The 17,870-nt window shown below is 71.3% G+C and carries 12 protein-coding genes and 1 pseudogene; 10 read left to right on the top strand and 3 right to left on the bottom strand.

The window, feature by feature from the left end; all coding sequences use genetic code 11:
• Positions 1–30: 30 nt before the first annotated feature.
• Together IE277_RS03700 and IE277_RS03695 are read right to left on the bottom strand one after the other, a co-directional pair.
• Complete coding sequence (locus IE277_RS03700) at positions 31–1,641, bottom strand: NADH-quinone oxidoreductase subunit NuoF family protein (RefSeq protein ID WP_189948421.1); 1,611 nt, start codon at positions 1,639–1,641, stop codon at positions 31–33.
• Positions 1,638–2,930 (bottom strand): cytochrome b/b6 domain-containing protein, encoded by a 1,293-nt coding sequence (locus IE277_RS03695; protein WP_189948419.1) that lies wholly within the window; start codon positions 2,928–2,930, stop codon positions 1,638–1,640. Before IE277_RS03695 ends, IE277_RS03700 begins: the two co-directional genes overlap by 4 nt.
• A gap of 470 nt (positions 2,931–3,400) precedes the next feature.
• Between IE277_RS03695 and leuS the strand changes: the two genes are divergently transcribed.
• The 9 genes and pseudogenes from leuS (at position 3,401) to holA (ending at position 15,155) form a co-directional block, all read left to right on the top strand.
• Positions 3,401–6,283, top strand: coding sequence for a leucine--tRNA ligase (leuS, locus tag IE277_RS03690; RefSeq protein WP_189948416.1), 2,883 nt, complete (start codon positions 3,401–3,403; stop codon positions 6,281–6,283).
• A gap of 162 nt (positions 6,284–6,445) precedes the next feature.
• Complete coding sequence (locus IE277_RS03685) at positions 6,446–7,183, top strand: hypothetical protein (protein WP_189948413.1); 738 nt, start codon at positions 6,446–6,448, stop codon at positions 7,181–7,183.
• Between the two features lie 71 nt (positions 7,184–7,254).
• The gene (locus IE277_RS03680; protein ID WP_189948412.1) at positions 7,255–8,100 is read left to right on the top strand and encodes a DegV family protein; all 846 of its coding nucleotides are present in this window, start codon (positions 7,255–7,257) and stop codon (positions 8,098–8,100) included.
• Positions 8,101–8,202: 102 nt separating this feature from the next.
• Positions 8,203–9,279, top strand: coding sequence for a ComEA family DNA-binding protein (locus IE277_RS03675; RefSeq protein ID WP_189948410.1), 1,077 nt, complete (start codon positions 8,203–8,205; stop codon positions 9,277–9,279).
• Between the two features lie 5 nt (positions 9,280–9,284).
• Positions 9,285–11,960 carry a ComEC/Rec2 family competence protein gene (locus IE277_RS03670; RefSeq protein ID WP_189949198.1) on the top strand — a complete coding sequence of 892 codons (2,676 nt, stop codon included), beginning with the start codon at positions 9,285–9,287 and terminating at the stop codon, positions 11,958–11,960.
• A gap of 27 nt (positions 11,961–11,987) precedes the next feature.
• Positions 11,988–12,806: an arylamine N-acetyltransferase family protein gene (locus tag IE277_RS03665; RefSeq protein WP_189948408.1), complete on the top strand. Its 819-nt coding sequence runs from the start codon at positions 11,988–11,990 to the stop codon at positions 12,804–12,806.
• Between the two features lie 63 nt (positions 12,807–12,869).
• Positions 12,870–13,466, top strand: a pseudogene (locus tag IE277_RS03660) (YceI family protein); the annotation flags it as partial.
• Between the two features lie 305 nt (positions 13,467–13,771).
• Positions 13,772–14,017 carry a hypothetical protein gene (locus IE277_RS03655; protein ID WP_189948406.1) on the top strand — a complete coding sequence of 82 codons (246 nt, stop codon included), beginning with the start codon at positions 13,772–13,774 and terminating at the stop codon, positions 14,015–14,017.
• Positions 14,018–14,165: 148 nt separating this feature from the next.
• A complete protein-coding gene (gene holA, locus IE277_RS03650; protein WP_189948404.1) occupies positions 14,166–15,155 on the top strand; it encodes a DNA polymerase III subunit delta in 990 nt (329 codons plus the stop codon).
• A 307-nt stretch (positions 15,156–15,462) separates the two neighbouring features.
• Here the strand turns inward: holA and rpsT are convergent, their stop codons facing one another.
• Complete coding sequence (gene rpsT, locus IE277_RS03645; RefSeq protein ID WP_189948402.1) at positions 15,463–15,729, bottom strand: 30S ribosomal protein S20; 267 nt, start codon at positions 15,727–15,729, stop codon at positions 15,463–15,465.
• 226 nt (positions 15,730–15,955) lie between these two features.
• Here rpsT and lepA point away from each other — a divergent pair, with 226 nt between their 5' ends.
• Complete coding sequence (gene lepA / locus IE277_RS03640) at positions 15,956–17,830, top strand: translation elongation factor 4 (RefSeq protein WP_189948400.1); 1,875 nt, start codon at positions 15,956–15,958, stop codon at positions 17,828–17,830.
• The last annotated feature ends 40 nt before the right edge of the window (positions 17,831–17,870 follow it).

The following is a 17,870-nucleotide window of genomic DNA, read 5'->3' as shown; positions in this document are numbered from 1 at the left end:
CCCGACTCGGGTGACCGCCCCCCTTCGCGTTCAGCGGCCGAGGGCGCGCCTGCCGCGGCCCTGGGAGACGACCGGCAGATTGGGCGACGGGGCCTGTCCGCGCGTGTCCTCCTCGATGCGCAGGGCGAGTGCGGGGCAGCGGCGCACCGCGCGCAGCGCCTTCGCCTCCGCGTACCGCGGCACCTGCGCCTGGGCGACGGTCGGGAAGCCGTCGGCGCCGAGTTCGAACACCTCGGGGAGGATGTCGGCGCACAGTCCGTGGCCCCGGCACAGCGTCCAGTCGACGTAGATCTTCTGGCGGCTGGCGCCGGTCTCCTCGGCCTCCGAGCCCCCCGGGATGCCCGCCGGGGCCCTGCCTCCCTCGAAGAGCGGCAGAACGCCCTCCACGGGCCGTCCGCAGCCGTTTCCGAGGACATGGGCGGCCAGGTCGTCGGTGAAGGCCTTCACGGTCGACTCCAGGAACATCGCCGAGCCGTCCGGATGCGAACACGCCCCGCGCCGCTTCACGTTCTTCGCGACCTGCTTGAGCGCCTCCAGGGCGGCCGGGCCGCCGCCGTTGAGTATGTCCTCCATGCCGCGCGCGGCCGCCGGCAGCCCGAGGTAGCAGGGGCCGCACTGGCCGGCGCTCTCCTCGGCCAGCCACTGCGCCACCCGCAGCGACTCGCCCAGCGGGCAGGTGTCCTGGCTGATCGGCAGGATCGCGCCCGCGCCCAGCGAACCGCCCACCGCGTCCAGGGAGTTGCGGGAGACGATCGCCTCGTTGACGGTCGCCGCGTCGATCCACTTGCCGTGGTAGCCGCCGGTCAGCACGCCCTGCGGCACCGGCGGGGCGCCCGCCAGCTGCAGCACGTACCGCAGCGGCACACCCGTGGGGACCTCGATCACCATCGGGCGGGCCACCGCGCCGGACACGGTGAGCATGACGGTGCCCGGCTCGTCGTACAGGCCGGTGTTGCCGTAGCGCTCGGGGCCGATGCGCGCGGCGATGGCCAGCTGCGCGAACGTCTCCGCGTTCGACAGCAGCGTGGGCGCGCCCCCGACGCCGCTCTGCGAGGCGCTGATCTTGCGGCCGGGCGGGATCGCCGGGCCGCCGTCGATCGAGCGGACCAGTGAGGCGGCCGCGCCGGTGACCATGCGCACCGGGTTGCGCTGCACCCACGCGCGTAGCGCCGATCTACGGCTGTTGCTCAGCCCGCGTTCGGCGAGTGCGGCCTCCATGGAACGCTGCGTGGACTCGCGCGTGACACCGATCACGAGCGTCCGCGCGCCGAGCGCCTCCGCGCACAGCAGCGCGCCGTCCAGGATGAGGTGCGGGGCGCGGTTGATCAGCACCGTGTCCTTGCGGCAGGCCGGTTCGTCCTCGCTGCCGTTGACCACGACGACCGGCCGCACACCGCGCTTGATCGCCGACTCGGCGACCGAGCGCAGCTTCTTGTGGAAGGGAAAGCCCGCGCCGCCGCGGCCCTTCAGGCTGATGCGTTCGGCGAGCTGTGCGAGCTGCTCGCCGCCGAGCGGGTCGAGCGGCCCGTGCACCTTCAGGTGCATGGGCAGATCGAGTCGTTCCACAAGGTCGAAGCCCGACGTGAGTTGCGGAAGGCCGACCACGCGGACTTCGGGGACGTCGGGCAGGGCCTCGTTCACTTAAAGCCTCCGGACGGCGTGTTCCAAGGTTCGCCGGAACCCGGTGTGTCGTAGGACGCGCCGGGCAGCGTTTCGGTAGCGGGACCGGTGTTGTACGTGTCACTGGCGTTGTACGTGCCGTAGAAGCCGTTTGTCTCACCGTTGTCGTACATGTCACTGTCGTACATGTCACGTCCGCCGTATCCGGCGGTGCCCGGACTGCCGTAGGCCGGGATGGTGTGCCCCGTGTCCTGGAGCGGGTCGTACGCGGACGGCGGGGCCTCGCCGACCGGCGGCGGGGACGGGACCGGCCAGCTGCCCGAGGCGCCGGCGGGACCGTCCACACGCGGGACGGCCTCCGTGGCCTGCAGATCCATCGGCAGGTCCATGCGGGCCGTCTGGCCGGCCCCGTACGGCTGCTGGGTGCGGCCCGGCGCGGAGACGGCGCGGTAGGCGGCCGCGAAGCCCGACGCGGGCTCCGCGGCGGGGGCGGCGGGGGTCTGGTACAGCGGCGCGGAGGGAGCGTCCGCGCCCCGGCGCTCGCGCCGGCTCTCGAAGTCCGCCGAGGGCGCCTCGGTCATCCGGGAACGGCTCGCGTCCAGCTCCTCGATCCCCGGCCGCTCCGAGGTGCCGAACAGCGCCACCAGCCGGTCGGCGACCTTGCGCTTGACCGGGCGCGGGGCCGCGCGCAGCGCGAGGGCGCCCATCACACCGAGCAGCGACAGGCTGTAGAGGATCACGAAGATCGGCTTGGCCGCGCGGCCCGCGTACAGGCCGTGGACCAGCGCCGCGCACCAGGCCGGGTAGGCCAGCATGTGCATGGCACGCCAGCGGGCGGCGACGGGGGCCGGGGTGGCGAAATTGCTGCGCAGGGCACCGGTGATACCCACGAAGATCATCAGTAGGCCGGCCAGCGAGCCCAGCCCGATCAGGCCGCCGATCCCGGTGACGCCGAGCGAGAACGGAATGATCGCGGCGATCACCTGGGTGTGGCCGAGCGCGATCTTCGTGGTGATGTGCAGCAGCAAAAACGCGATCGAGGCGACCGCGGTGGTCCGGTGCACCGCCTGGCCGACGATCCGCTGCCGGGTGTTCAGGAAGATCCGGTCCTGCGCGAACAGGCCCCAGATCACCGAGCAACTGAGCGAGACCAGGGACAGCACGCCCGCGCCGAAGTTCAAGAAGTCGCGGAACTGGTTGCCTCCGACCAGCACGACCACGGGTATGAGCAGCAGAACGACAGCCGAGGCCACCCCATAGGCCGAACGGCCCGGTTTGGGGAGGGAGCGGGTACTACGACGAGGGTTCATGGGGGCAACTCCGAGCAGTTTCGGGAAAGCGGTCCCGCTGCCGAACTCTAAGTGGCGCCAATACTGATCAGTATGGGGTTTGCGTTATTCCGTCGTTATCAACGGACAATCTGATTGCGGGGTGTCCCATAGGGCACGGTACGCGAAGTAATTGTTGACCTTGGTTCAGCTTCCCCCTTCGTTCTGGCATGTCCACAAGGGATACGGAAGCGCGTCGCTGCTTGCTCAAGGTCGCTGCCGGCTCGGGGTCGCGGCTCGCTCAAGTCCGTCGCGGCCCGCTCGGGGGCTGCGGTACCCTGACGCCATGCGTGCCGTACGCCTTCTGCTTAGCGGGCCGCGCTGATCAGTACCGACCCTGGTCGAACCACGAGGTCGGCATCGGCGCGGCGTCCCCTCCTGTGCGAGGGGATTTTTCGTTTCTTTGAATGTCGCAGCCGCAGGCAGAGACGATCGATGGAGCTTTGAGGATCATGAGCGAGACGAACCCCGCTGCGACCGCCGCCACGTCGGCGGAGGCCGCGCCGCACCGCTACACGGCCGCCATGGCTGCCGAGATCGAGGCCCGCTGGCAGGACTTCTGGGACGCCGACGGCACCTATGCGGCGCCGAACCCCAAGGGCGACCTGGCGGGCGACCCCGAGCTGGTCGCCAAACCCAAGAAGTTCATCATGGACATGTTCCCGTACCCCTCGGGCGCCGGCCTGCACGTCGGCCACCCGCTGGGCTACATCGCCACCGACGTCTTCGCCCGGTTCCAGCGCATGACCGGCCACAACGTCCTGCACACCCTGGGCTTCGACGCCTTCGGCCTGCCCGCCGAGCAGTACGCCGTGCAGACCGGCACGCACCCGCGCGTGTCCACCGAGGCCAATATCGCGAACATGAAGGCGCAGCTGCGCCGACTGGGCCTGGGCCACGACAAGCGCCGGTCCTTCGCCACGATCGACCCGGACTACTACAGGTGGACCCAGTGGATCTTCCTGCAGATCTTCAACTCCTGGTACGACGGCGAGGCGCGCAAGGCCCGCCCGATCTCCGAGCTGGTCGCCGGGTTCGAGTCCGGTGAGCGTGCGATTCCGGGCACCACGCGCGCGTGGAGCGAGCTGAGCGGCCATGAGCGCGCCGACGTCCTGAGCGGGTACCGGCTGGCCTACGCCTCCGACGCGCCGGTCAACTGGTGCCCGGGTCTGGGCACGGTGCTGGCCAACGAGGAGGTCACCGCCGACGGCCGTTCCGAGCGCGGCAACTACCCGGTCTTCAAGGCAAAGCTGCGCCAGTGGAACATGCGTATCACCGCCTATGCCGACCGGCTGCTGGAGGACCTGGAGGAGCTGGACTGGCCCGAGGCCGTCAAGCTGCAGCAGCGCAACTGGATCGGCCGCAGCGAGGGTGCCCGCGTCGACTTCCCGATCGACGGCGAGCACATCACGGTCTTCACCACCCGCCAGGACACCCTGTTCGGCGCGTCCTACATGGTGCTGGCGCCCGAGCACCCGCTGGTCGAGAAGTTCACGCCCGCCGCCTGGCCCGAGGGCACGCACGACGTGTGGACCGGCGGCCACGCGACCCCGGCCGAGGCCGTCGCCGCGTACCGCGCCCAGGCCGCCGCCAAGTCCGACGTCGAGCGGCAGGCCGAGGCCAAGGACAAGACCGGCGTCTTCATCGGCGCCTACGCCACCAACCCGGTCAACGGCGAGCAGGTCCCCGTCTTCATCGCCGACTACGTCCTGATGGGCTACGGCACCGGCGCGATCATGGCCGTACCCTGCGGCGACCAGCGCGACTTCGAGTTCGCGCGGGCCTTCGAGCTGCCGATCAAGTGCATCGTCGAGCCGACCGACGGCCGGGGCACCGACACCTCCACGTGGGAGGACGCCTTCGGGTCGTACGACGCGAAGATCATCAACTCGTCCAACGGCGAGATCAGCCTGGACGGCCTGGGCGTCGTCGAGGCCAAGGCCCGCATCACCGACTGGCTGCAGGACAAGGGCGTCGGCGAGGGCACCGTCAACTTCCGCCTGCGCGACTGGCTGTTCAGCCGCCAGCGCTACTGGGGCGAGCCCTTCCCGATCGTCTACGACGAGGACGGCATCGCCCACCCGCTGCCCGAGTCGATGCTGCCGCTGGAGCTGCCCGAGGTCGAGGACTACAGCCCGCGCACCTTCGACCCGGACGACGCCGACACCCAGCCCGAGACCCCGCTGTCGCGCAACGAGGACTGGGTCAACGTCACCCTGGACCTGGGCGACGGGCCGAAGAAGTACCGCCGCGAGACCAACACGATGCCCAACTGGGCCGGTTCCTGCTGGTACGAGTTCCGCTACCTGGACCCGCACAACGACCGGCAGCTGGTCGACCGCGAGATCGAGCAGTACTGGATGGGCCCGCGCGAGGGCCTGCCGCACGGCGGTGTCGACCTGTACGTCGGCGGCGCCGAGCACGCCGTGCTGCACCTGCTGTACGCGCGCTTCTGGTCCAAGGTGCTGTACGACCTGGGGCACGTCTCCTCCGCGGAGCCGTTCCACAAGCTGTTCAACCAGGGCATGATCCAGGCCTACGTCTACCGCGACGCCCGTGGCATCGCGGTGCCGGCCGCCGAGGTCGAGGAACTGGACGGCGCGTACTACTACCAGGGCGAGAAGGTCAGCCGCCTGCTGGGCAAGATGGGCAAGTCCCTGAAGAACGCGGTGACCCCGGACGAGATGTGCGCCGAGTACGGCGCCGACACCCTGCGTCTGTACGAGATGGCCATGGGTCCGCTGGACGTCTCCCGGCCGTGGGACACGCGCGCGGTCGTCGGCCAGTTCCGGCTGCTGCAGCGGCTGTGGCGCAACATCGTCGACGAGAACACCGGCGAGGTGACGGTGGTGGAGGCGGCGCCCGACGAGGACACGCTGCGCGCGCTGCACAAGGCCATCGACGGTGTGCGCCAGGACCTGGAGGGCCTGCGCTTCAACACCGCCATCGCCAAGGTCACCGAGCTGAACAACCACCTGACCAAGGCCGGTGGCGCGCTGCCGCGTGCGGTCGCCGAGCCGCTGGTGCTGATGGCGGCCCCGCTGGCCCCGCACATCGCCGAGGAGCTGTGGCGCAAGCTGGGCCACACCGACTCGGTCGTCCACCGGGACTTCCCGGTCGCCGACCCGAACTACGTCGTGGACGAGACCGTCACCTGCGTCGTGCAGATCAAGGGCAAGGTCAAGGCCCGCCTGGAGGTGCCGCCGGCCATCTCCGAGGAGGAGCTGGAGAAGGTGGCCCTGTCCGACGAGAAGGTCGTCGCGGCGCTGGACGGCGCGGGCATCCGCAAGGTGATCGTCCGGGCGCCGAAGCTGGTGAACATCGTTCCGGCCTGACGACCGGTGCGTTCGGATGTGACGACCGGACGCCGGCCGCGACCGGCATCGGGGTAGTCCCCTACGGGCAGGTTCGGGGTTCTTCTGGAACTCCGGGCCTGCTCTTTGCGTTTACCGTGGAGAGCGCAGCGGCGTGTGCCGCACCGCCGGAGGAGGAGCGCCGTGGAAGCCGTGATCGCCGTGTTCGCCCTGCTCTTCGTGCTCTTCGTCGGCCTCGGTGTGTACGCCACGGTCAAGGCGGTCGGCGCCGCCAAGCGCGGAGTGGACCGGACGATCGAGCAGGCCCGGCGCACGGTTGAGGACCACACGCTGCGCGCCAAGTCCTTCGTCCAGGTCGGCCCGGCCGCCGAGATCGCCGAGCTGCGGCTCACGCTGCGCACCTCGATGCGCGCCACCCAGGACGCACTGCGCGCGGGTGTGGCCGAGGACGAGTCGCTGAGGGAGTCCCTCGGCCTCTTCCAGCGGCTCAGCGCGCACGGGCATGAGCTGGAGGCCGAGCTCAGGCGGCTGGAGGCGGAGCCGGACCGGGCCGAAGTCACCGCCCGCCTGCCCGGGCTGCGCAGCCGCACCGAGCGCATCACCAAGTCCGCGCACTCGTTGCGCCGGGCCGTCCGCGACCGGGCGCGCCGCTTCGTCGAGGACGATCTGGGCGCGCTCAGCGACCAGATAGACATCGAGGCCGACGCCTTGCGTCACTGGACCCCGGCCGAACCCGGGGCGGCGCCGGGACAGTGGCCCGACCCGTCCACTTCCACCGCGGCCGACGGCCCGGACGCACCGCACACCCGCCCCCGGACGTCCCGCCCCGCCGAGGAACAGCCGCCCCAGGCGATCACCCCGCCGTCGCCGCGCCTCGCCTACCCCTGGCAGAAGAAGCCCCGGCCCGAGAGCACCACCTGAGCGGACCGCCCCGGTCCGCAGCACAGGGGCCGGGCTGCCGCGCGAGCGCTACGGCAGGTAACCTCCAGCTCATGTCCCGCCATGTCGCGATCGTCACCGATTCAACGGCCTACCTGCCGCCGCGGACGATGGAGCGTCACGGCATCACCGCGGTACCCCTGACCGTGGTCCTCGGCGACCAGGCGCTCGAAGAGGGCACCGAGATCTCGACCCGCTCACTGGCCCAGGCACTGCAGAAACGACGTCCCGTCACGACCTCGCGCCCGAGCCCCGAGATGTTCGCGGAAACCTACCGCCAGGTCGCCGAGTCCGGCGCGAGCGGAATCGTGTCCCTGCATCTGTCCGCCGAACTGTCCGGCACCTACGACGCGGCGGTCCTCGCGGCGCGCGAGGCGCCGGTGCCGGTACGGGTGGTGGACACCGGGATGGTGGCGATGGCCCTCGGCTTCTGCGCACTCGCCGCGGCAGAAGCCGCGGAGGCCGGCGGCACGGCGGACGAAGCCGTCACGGCTGCCGAGAAGCGGGCCGCGGGCACGTCCGCCTACTTCTACGTCGACACCCTCGACTATCTGCGCCGTGGTGGCCGCATCGGAGCCGCACAGGCCCTGCTGGGCTCCGCACTCGCCGTCAAACCCCTGCTGCAGCTGGACGGCGGCCGCATCGAACTGCTCGAAAAGGTCCGTACGGCGTCCAAGGCCATCGCACGTCTGGAGGAGATCACGGCCGAGCGGGCGGGCAGCGCCGAGGTCGACATCGCCGTCCATCACCTCGCCGCCCCCGACCGTGCCGCAGCGCTCGCCGACCGGTTGCGGGCCCGGGTGCCGGGCCTGGCCGACCTCCATGTCAGCGAGGTCGGGGCGGTGATCGGCGCACACACCGGTCCCGGGCTGCTCGGCGCGGTGGTGTCACCGCGCTGACCTCTCACCCGTGCGGGTGGCGAAGTTATCCACAACCACGCGGTCGTCCCCGGGAATTGATCAAGATCATCGCGATCCGGCGGAAAGTTCCATCCTCGTCGCATGGCACTTCGATCACGTTCTCGCACCGCCACCGCGACCAGCGGCCCCGGTCGCGGTCCCGCCTCCGACGGCCGCCTGAGGAACCGCCGCGGCGTCCACCCGCGCCGTGTCCGCCACCGCCCGCCGGCCCCGGCCGAGGAACTACGCCGCCGAGCGGAACTGCTCTTCGGCGAACGAGCCGTGCGCCGACGGGAGTCGGGGAACGGACCGCCGGACGAGGATCCCGTGCATCGGGCGACGCCCGAGACAGCCTTGGACTCGGCCACCGGCCATCCGCCCGACCTGGACCCGGTGGGCGCGGCGACGGCCAGGGACTTCGAACCAGCCGATCCCGCAGTCCCGTTGGAGCCGTCCGGACCCGACGGCCCCGGCCTGCGGGAGCGGGCCGGATCGGCGCTGCGGGAGCGGATGCCGGTATGGCTCCAGAGCCGGTACGGCGTGGAGCGGCGGGGAGCCGTGGCACTCGCCGTACTGCTGGTGGCCGCCGCCGTGTTGGCCGTGCAGCACTTCTGGGCCGGGCGGACCGAGTCCGTGAGCGCCCCTCAAGTGGTCCGCGCACAGCCGCCGTACGCCAAGAAGGAAGACGCACCGAAGACCGGTGCGGGCGCGGTCGCCTCACCGGCACCGGGCGGACGGATCGTCGTGGATGTCAGCGGCAAGGTCCGCAAGCCGGGTGTGCTCCAGTTGCCGGCCGGCTCCCGGGTGGCCGACGCCCTCCGGGCGGCCGGCGGTGTCCGTCCGGGCGTGAGGATCGAGGGGCTCAACCGGGCCCGCTTCCTGGTCGACGGCGAACAGGTCGTCGTCGGCGCGCCCGCCGGAGCGGTGGCTCCATCAGGCCCGGCGGCCGGGCCGGCCGCCCGAGCGTCCGGCGCCGCCGGCCCCGCGGCGCCGGTCTCCCTCAACACGGCCACGGCGGACCAGCTCGACACGCTGCCCGGAGTCGGCCCGGTGCTCGCGCAGCACATCATCGACTACCGCACCCAGCACGGCGGCTTCCGCTCCGTGGACGAACTGCACGAGGTCAACGGCATCGGCGACCGCCGCTTCGGCGATCTGCGGAACCTGGTGCGGCCATGAGCCACATGACCGACGGCCGGCTGCCAGGGCGCGGAAGGACACATGTACGCGCGGGCAGCGGGCGCGGAGACGACCGGGCCGCAGACCCGGCGACCGACGGTGACGCGGGCCGCGACTCCGGTGAGCGCGGGCCCGGCCAGGGCGACCGGGCCGGCCCCATGGATCTGCGCCTGGTGCCACCCGCGCTCGCCGCCTGGGCCACCACGGCCCTGACCCTGGACACACCGGCGGGCTGGACCGCAGGGATCGCGGTCGTCTGTCTGCTGGGCGGGGTCGTCCTGTTGCGCACAAGGAGGTCCGGACGGCAGCGGCGAGCCGTGTGGCGACTCGGACGGCGACTTGAGCGGTTCGCGTGGGCCCGCGCCTCGCTCGCCGCCGTGCTGCTCTCTGTGGCCGCGGCCGCCGTGTCGGCCGGGCTGCACGGGGCGGACGTACGGCGCGGACCGGTGCCCGAGCTCGCCCGGCGGTACGCGACCGTGACCGCCGAGATCGAGGTGAGCGGCGATCCCTGGCTGAGCAGGCCACAGGTACACGGCGATCACGCGGCGCCGCTGGCGGTGCTGGCCCGTGCGGAGGTGCGGCGCGTCGAGCAGAGCGACGGGACGAGCGCGCGGACACGGACTCCGGTCCTGCTGGTCGTCGACGCGGACGTTCCGGCACCGGAGGGGAGCGCTGCCCGGGGTGGGCGGCGTGCCCGTGACGGCTGGCTCGGATTGTTGCCGTCCACACGGCTGCGGGTGGCGGGGCGGCTTGCGCCGACGCTGACGAGTGGGGACCGGACCGCGGCCGTACTGCGGGTGCGAGGCCGGCCGGAACCGCGGATCGTGGCGGGGCCCAGCGGATCGCAACGGCTCGCGGGACGGCTCAGGGCAGGGCTGCGGAAGGCGAGCGACCCTCTGCCCGGTGACGCGCGGGCGCTGCTTCCCGGGCTGGTCGTCGGAGACACTTCACGGATCACGCCCGAGCTGGACGAGGCGTTCAAGGAGACGGACCTGACGCACACGCTCGCCGTGTCCGGCAGCAACCTCACCATCCTGCTCGCGCTGCTGATCGGGCCGCCCGGACTCGCCCAGCGGGCCGAGCGCCGTGGCCTGGCCCCGCGTCTGGGGCTCTCGCTGCGGGCGACCGCGCTGTTCGCCGCGGTGCTCACGCTGGGATTCGTGATCGTGTGCCGACCCGACCCCAGTGTGCTGCGGGCCGCAGCCTGCGGCGCGGTCGCGCTGCTCGCCCTGGCCACCGGCCGCCGTAGATCCCTGGTCCCCGCACTGGCCACGGCTGTCCTGCTGCTGGTGCTCTACGACCCGTGGCTGGCCCACAGTTACGGCTTCCTGCTGTCCGTGCTGGCCACCGGTGCGCTGCTCGTCCTGGCACCGGGCTGGAGCGAGGCGCTGCGGCGGCGCGGGGTCCCGCCGAGGCTTGCGGAGGCACTGGCGGCGGCCGCCGCGGCACAGGCGGTCTGCGCCCCCGTCACGGCGGTGCTGTCGGCGCGGGTGAGCCTGGTGGCCGTGCCGTGCAATCTGCTGGCCGAGGTGGCGGTGGCACCGGCCACGGTGCTGGGATTCGCGGCGCTGGTGACGGCGCCGGTGGCGATGACACTGGCCAAGGCGCTGGCCTGGTGCGCGGGTTGGCCGACCGGGTGGATCGCCGCGGTGGCCCGGACAGGGGCGGCACTGCCCGGCGCGGGGGTCGCGTGGCCGGGCAGCTGGCCGGGGGCCCTTGCGCTCGCGGCGATCACCGTGGCCGTCGTGCCCGCCGGTCGGCGGTTGTCGCGGCACCCGTGGTGGTCCGGACTGCTCGGGGTGCTGCTGGTGCTGGTGGTGGTACGGCCGGTGCCGCTGACCCGGGTGATCACGGGCTGGCCGCCGCCGGGCTGGCGGTTCGCGATGTGCGATGTCGGGCAGGGCGATGCGACCGTGCTGGCGACAGGCGAGGGTGCCGGGGTGGTCGTGGACGCGGGGCCCGATCCGGCGCTGGTCGACCACTGCCTGCGGCAACTGGGCATCAGGCGCATCCCGCTGCTCGTCCTGACCCATTTCCACGCCGACCATGTGGCGGGACTGACCGGGGTGCTGCGGGGCCGCTCGGTGGCCGCGATCGAGACCACGGGTTTCGAGGAACCGGCCGACCAGGCCGAGTTCGTCAGAAGGGAGGCGGCGGCGCGGCACATCCCTCTCACACAGGCCGTGGCGGGCGAGGAGCGGCGCACCGGACCGCTGTCCTGGCGGGTCCTGTGGCCGCCGCCGAGCACCCCGTCGCCCTGGGACCCACGGGTCCCGGCATGGCCGGGCCCGGTGCCGGAGCCGGACGGTCCGAACGACGCGAGTGTCGCGATGCTGGTCCGCGTGGGCGGGCTGCGGCTGCTGTTGCTGGGCGATCTCGAACCGCCGGCCCAGCAGGCGCTGGCAAGGTCACCGGCGGCGGCCGAGCTGGCAGGTGTGGATGTCCTGAAGGTGGCCCATCACGGCTCGGCTTATCAGGACCCGGACCTGATACGACTGGTGGCCCCCCGGGTGGCGCTCATCTCGTGCGGCACCGGCAACCCTTACGGCCACCCGGCACCGGCGACCGTGGCCGCGCTGCGGTCGGGCGGGGCGCTGGTGCTGCGCACCGACCGGGACGGGGCGCTCGCGGTCGGCGGGACGGGCGGGGCGGAAGGGAACTTGCGGGTGACGAAAGACTGAGGCCCGGTGTTCGAGCAGACTGGCGGCATGGATTCACGCCAGGTAGCTGCCTACCTCCGCCGGATCGGGGCCGAGCGCCCAGCGCGTCCGACCGGCCCGGCGCTGCGCGAGCTGCATCTGCGCCATCTGCGGACCGTCCCCTTCGAGAATCTGTCGATCCACCTCGGTGAGGAGATCGTGCTGGAGGAGGAGCGCCTGCTGGACAAGGTGATCGGGCGGCGGCGGGGCGGCTTCTGCTACGAACTGAACGGCGCGTTCGGCGCGTTGCTCACCGCTCTCGGCTACGAGGTCGCGCGGCTCGCCGGACGCGTCTACGGGGACGAGGGGCGGTTCGGCATCCCGTACGACCATCTCGCCCTGAGGGTGCGGACGGTGGAGGGTGACATCCGGCTCGCGGACGTCGGGTTCGGGGCGCACAGCCACTACCCGCTGGCGTACGCGGAACGCGGGGAGCAGGCCGACCCCGGCGGGGTGTTCCGGGTGATGGACGCGGGGCCCGACGAGGCCGGGGCAGGGGCAGAAGACCTGGACGTCGTACGCGACGGCGAGCCGCAGTACCGGCTGGAGACGCGGCCCCGGGCGCTCGGGGACTTCGCGGCCGGAGCCTGGTGGCACAGCACCTCGCCGCTGTCGCACTTCACCCGATCGCTGGTCTGTTCACGGGTGACCGAGGACGGAGGGCGGATCACGCTCAGCGGGCGCACGCTGACCACGACGGACGCCGAAGGGAGGCGTGAAGCAAGGAAGTTGGCGGCGGACGAGGAGGTGCTGACGGTGTACCGGGAGTGGTTCGGGATCGGGTTGGACTGTGTGCCGACTGTAAGAAATCGGACTCTTGACTACTAATGCTGCTCAGATGCGGCGCATATGAGTGGTCAGCGACACCATGGGCCCCAGGATCGTGGCCGGGTCGGCGAGAACGCGCTCGCCTCGCTGGGTGATGTGACGCTCCGGATCGCCCGTCCGCCGGAGCCGTCGGCTCCGGGCGACTGGGAGACGGAGTCCGCGCACTGCTCGATCGCCTTCACGGCGTGGCACATCGGGCCGGCACGGATCCATGGACGGTTCGCGTCCTTCGCCGGGGTGGTGCGGACCGCCGAGCGGATGGAGCGGTCGGCGATGCATGTGGTGATCGACGCGGCGTCCGTCGACACGGGCATGCGGATGTGGGACGACCATCTGCGGTCGGCGGACTTCCTGGACGTGCGGCGGTTTCCGACGCTGGAGCTCTACGGGGACCGGTTCGTGCACAGGGGCGGCGGCCGCTGGGCGGTCACCGGCGCGCTGTCACTGCGTGGCGTGACCCGTACGGTCACCCTCGACACCGAGTACCTCGGGCTCGGCAACGGCATGGAGGGCGAGGTGCGGGCGGCCTGCCGGGTCACCACCGAGCTGCACCGGGACGACTTCACGGTCAGCTGGCAGTCCATGCCGGCGCAGGGCATCGCGGTCGTCGGGTCGAGCATCCGCGTCGACCTCGACGTGCAGATCGTGCCCAGGGCCTGACCCGGGCGATCGCGCCCACGGTCTGATCCGGGCGCCCCTAGGGCGTGTTGCGAAAGTCCCGCCTGCCGCCCGGCGTCTGGCACGCACTCTCGCCGCACCGGGCGAAAACCCACGTACAACCAGTACGAGGGCTTTCGCCCGGCACTCCCCCAGCCTCCGGCCGGGGGGACCCCCAGAGCACGCACCAGACGCCGCTCGGCCCGCCCTCCGGGCGGACGACGGGACTTTCGCAACACGCCCTAGGCCCTGTCCCGGCCTGGCAGTTCGGTTCTCGGGCGGTGCCGGCGGTGCCGGAGAATGGGGCCGTGAGCGATGTGAGACATGTACTGGTGCTGCCCGACCGGGAGGCCGCGGAGGAGGCGGCCGAGGCGCTCGGAGAGCGGTTCGGCCTGGCCGAGGAGCCCCGGCTCGTGCGGGACGCGCTGGCGGGCGAGGACGACGCCGAGGACGCGCAGTGGCTGGTCCTCCTGCGCGACGAGGACGAGCGGCTGGACCCGGCGGAGCTGGACGAGTTCGCCGGGAAGTGGGACGGCTGGCGCGAGGAGCCGTGACAGCAGCGCCGCCGAGACGGATCCCCGAGACGGATCCCCGAGACGGATCCCCGAGACGGATCCCCGAGACGGACTCCGGGGGCGTTCCGGGACCGCTCGGGGTGTGCGGGCGGACTCGTTGTCAGTGCCGCGTGGGATGCTTTAGGCGATGGCCAGGAAGACTGCGAATGACGACCCTCTCGCCCCGGTGACACTCGCCGTGGGCCAGGAGGACCTCCTGCTCGACCGTGCCGTGCAGGAGGTGGTGGCCGCCGCCAGAGCCGCCGACGCCGACACGGACGTACGCGACCTCACCCCGGACCAGTTGCAGCCCGGCACACTCGCCGAGCTCACCAGTCCCTCGCTCTTCGCCGAGCGCAAAGTCGTGGTCGTACGCAATGCGCAGGACCTGTCCGCCGACACGGTCAAGGACGTGAAGGCGTATCTCGGGGCGCCCGCCGAGGAGATCACGCTCGTGCTGCTGCACGCGGGCGGGGCCAAGGGCAAGGGGCTGCTGGATGCCGCGCGCAAGGCGGGAGCGCGGGAGGTGGCCTGCCCGAAGATGACCAAGCCCGCGGACCGGCTGGCCTTCGTGCGGGGCGAGTTCCGCTCGTTCGGGCGGTCGGCCACGCCCGAGGCGTGCCAGGCGCTGTGCGACGCCATCGGCAGCGATCTGCGGGAGCTGGCCTCGGCGGCCTCCCAGCTGGTCGCCGACGTGGAAGGGACGATCGATGAGGCGGTCGTCGGGCGGTACTACACCGGCCGGGCCGAGGCCTCCAGCTTCACGGTCGCTGACCGGGCCGTGGAGGGGCGTACGGCAGAGGCGCTGGAGGCCCTCAGATGGTCGCTGGCGACGGGAGTGGCGCCGGTGATGATCACCAGCGCGCTGGCGCAGGGGGTGCGGGCGATCGGGAAGCTGTCGTCGGCCCGGGGCGGGCGGCCGGCCGATCTGGCGCGGGAGCTGGGGATGCCGCCGTGGAAGATCGATCGGGTGCGGCAGCAGATGCGGGGGTGGACGCCGGACGGGGTCGCGGTGGCGATGCGGGCCGTCGCCGAGGCCGACGCGGGTGTGAAGGGCGGCGGCGATGACCCCGAGTACGCCTTGGAGAAGGCCGTTGTGGTGATCGCCCGCGCCGCCCGGTCTCGCGGACGCGGGTAACCGCCCCGTCTCGCGGACGCGGGCGGACCTCCCTACGCAGGAAGACCCTACGCGGGCAGGACAGGCCCTACGCGGGCAGGCGCCACGCAGGCAGGACAAGCCCTACGCGGGCAGGCGCCACGCAGGCAGGCGAAAGCCCCGATGCCCGCCCTGGGGAAGGGAGGGATACCGGGGCTTTCGGTTCACGATCGGTGAGCCCGTACCCGCGTGGCGAACGCAGGCCGCGTACAGGCTCGGGGTGCCGGACGGGAGCGGATGAGAGAGGGCCCGCTCTGGGTCCTTCCGGCGGTCAGATCAGAGGGAAAGCTCAGCCCTTGAGGGACGTGACCTTGGAAGCAAGCGCCGACTTCTTGTTGGCGGCCTGGTTCTTGTGGATGACGCCCTTGGAGACGGCCTTGTCGAGCGCACGCGCGGCAGCGCGCTGCAGCTCGGTGGCCTTCTCGACGTCACCCGAGGCAGCGGCCTCACGGGCCTTGCGGATCGCGGTCTTCAGGGAGGACTTGACGGCCTTGTTGCGCAGCCGAGCCTTCTCGTTGGTCTTGATCCGCTTGATCTGGGACTTGATGTTCGCCACGAAGGAGCCTTTTCAGGTTCTGGTGCGGGGCCGCACGGGTCCCGTACCGGTGATCCAAAATTTCTCTGACGCGCCTCGCGCTGAGAGGGCATGAGGCGCAGCCATCTACAGTACCAGTGGCCCTGCGAGCGGCCCAAAACGGTCCTCGGTCGCTCCCCGTGGGACCATGGAGACTACGTATCGATCCGACCCGAGGCATAAGGCGCCTCAAGAGACAGGACCCTGCGTGCCCGCGACCCCTAACCATGTGCCCGAGCCGAGCCGTACCGCCCCGGCTCTGATCCGCAATTTCTGCATCATCGCGCACATCGACCACGGCAAGTCCACACTCGCCGACCGGATGCTCCAGCTGACCGGTGTGGTCGAGCAGCGGCAGATGCGTGCTCAGTACCTCGACCGGATGGACATCGAGCGCGAGCGCGGCATCACGATCAAGTCCCAGGCGGTGCGTCTGCCCTGGGCCCCGACCGAGGGCCCCGACCAGGGCACGACCCACATCCTCAACATGATCGACACCCCGGGTCACGTCGACTTCACCTACGAGGTCTCGCGGTCGCTCGCCGCCTGTGAGGGGACCATCCTCCTCGTCGACGCCGCCCAGGGCATCGAGGCGCAGACCCTCGCCAACCTCTACCTGGCGATGGAGAACGACCTCACGATCATCCCCGTGCTCAACAAGATCGACCTTCCCGCGGCCCAGCCCGAGAAGTTCGCCGAGGAGCTGGCCAACCTCGTCGGGTGCGACCCGTCCGACGTGCTGAAGGTCTCGGCCAAGACCGGTCTCGGCGTCGACGCGCTGCTGGACAAGGTCGTCAGGGAGATCCCGGCCCCGGTCGGTGTCGCCGACGCCCCCGCCCGCGCGATGATCTTCGACTCCGTCTATGACTCCTACCGCGGTGTCGTGACGTACGTCCGTGTCATCGACGGCCAGCTCAACAGGCGCGAGCGCATCAGGATGATGTCCACCGGCGCCACCCACGAGCTGCTGGAGATCGGCGTCAGCTCGCCCGAGATGCTGCCGGCCGACGGCCTCGGCGTCGGCGAGGTGGGCTACCTCATCACCGGTGTGAAGGACGTCCGCCAGTCCAAGGTCGGTGACACGGTCACCAGCCAGCACAAGGGGGCGACGGAAGCCCTCGGCGGGTACAAGGACCCGAAGCCGATGGTCTTCTCGGGTCTGTATCCGCTCGACGGCTCCGACTACCCCGAGCTGCGCGAGGCCCTGGACAAGCTCCAGCTGAACGACGCGGCGCTGGTGTACGAACCGGAGACCTCCGCCGCCCTCGGCTTCGGCTTCCGCGTCGGCTTCCTCGGTCTGCTGCACCTGGATGTGGTCCGGGAGCGCCTGGAGCGCGAGTTCGGCCTCGATCTGATCGCCACCGCGCCCAACGTGGTCTACCGCGTGGTCATGGAGGACGGGACCGAGTTCACGGTCACCAACCCGAGCGAGTTCCCCGAGGGCAAGATCAACGAGGTGTACGAGCCCGTCGTACGGGCCACCATCCTCGCGCCCACCGAGTTCATCGGCGCGATCATGGAGCTGTGCCAGACCCGGCGCGGCACCCTGCTCGGTATGGACTACCTCTCCGAGGACCGGGTCGAGATCCGCTACACGCTGCCTCTCGCGGAGATCGTCTTCGACTTCTTCGACCAGCTGAAGTCCAAGACCCGCGGCTACGCCTCCCTGGACTACGAGCCCACCGGCGAGCAGACCAGCTCCCTGGTCAAGGTCGACATCCTGCTGCACGGCGACAAGGTGGACGCCTTCTCGGCGATCACCCACAAGGACCAGGCGTACGCGTACGGCGTACGGCTCGTCGCCAAGCTCAAGGAGCTGATCCCGCGGCAGGCCTTCGAGGTGCCGGTCCAGGCCGCCATCGGCTCCCGGGTCATCGCCCGCGAGACCATCCGTGCCATCCGCAAGGACGTCCTCGCCAAGTGCTACGGCGGTGACATCTCCCGTAAGCGGAAGCTGCTGGAGAAGCAGAAGGAAGGCAAGAAGCGGATGAAGATGGTGGGTTCCGTGGAGGTTCCGCAGGAGGCCTTCATCGCCGTCCTGTCGAGCGATGACAGCGCGGGGTCGGCCAAGGGCAAGAAGTAACCAGCGGTAACGGCGGGTTGCGGCCGTAACCCGGACACAG

It is taken from the genome of Streptomyces alanosinicus (assembly GCF_014650595.1).
In the GTDB taxonomy this organism is placed as follows: Bacteria; Actinomycetota; Actinomycetes; order Streptomycetales; family Streptomycetaceae; genus Streptomyces; species Streptomyces alanosinicus.
Note: the sequence above shows the minus strand (reverse complement) of the source record. Positions and strands in the feature narration are given on the sequence as shown.

Bases quoted from the DNA above. Each gene is read 5' to 3' on its own strand.
- IE277_RS03695 (WP_189948419.1), bottom strand. From the start codon at position 2,930: ATGAACCCTCGTCGTAGTACCCGCTCCCTCCCCAAACCGGGCCGTTCG.
- leuS (WP_189948416.1), top strand. From the start codon at position 3,401: ATGAGCGAGACGAACCCCGCTGCGACCGCCGCCACGTCGGCGGAGGCC.
- IE277_RS03680 (WP_189948412.1), top strand. From the start codon at position 7,255: ATGTCCCGCCATGTCGCGATCGTCACCGATTCAACGGCCTACCTGCCG.
- IE277_RS03675 (WP_189948410.1), top strand. From the start codon at position 8,203: ATGGCACTTCGATCACGTTCTCGCACCGCCACCGCGACCAGCGGCCCC.
- IE277_RS03670 (WP_189949198.1), top strand. From the start codon at position 9,285: ATGACCGACGGCCGGCTGCCAGGGCGCGGAAGGACACATGTACGCGCG.
- IE277_RS03665 (WP_189948408.1), top strand. From the start codon at position 11,988: ATGGATTCACGCCAGGTAGCTGCCTACCTCCGCCGGATCGGGGCCGAG.
- holA (WP_189948404.1), top strand. From the start codon at position 14,166: ATGGCCAGGAAGACTGCGAATGACGACCCTCTCGCCCCGGTGACACTC.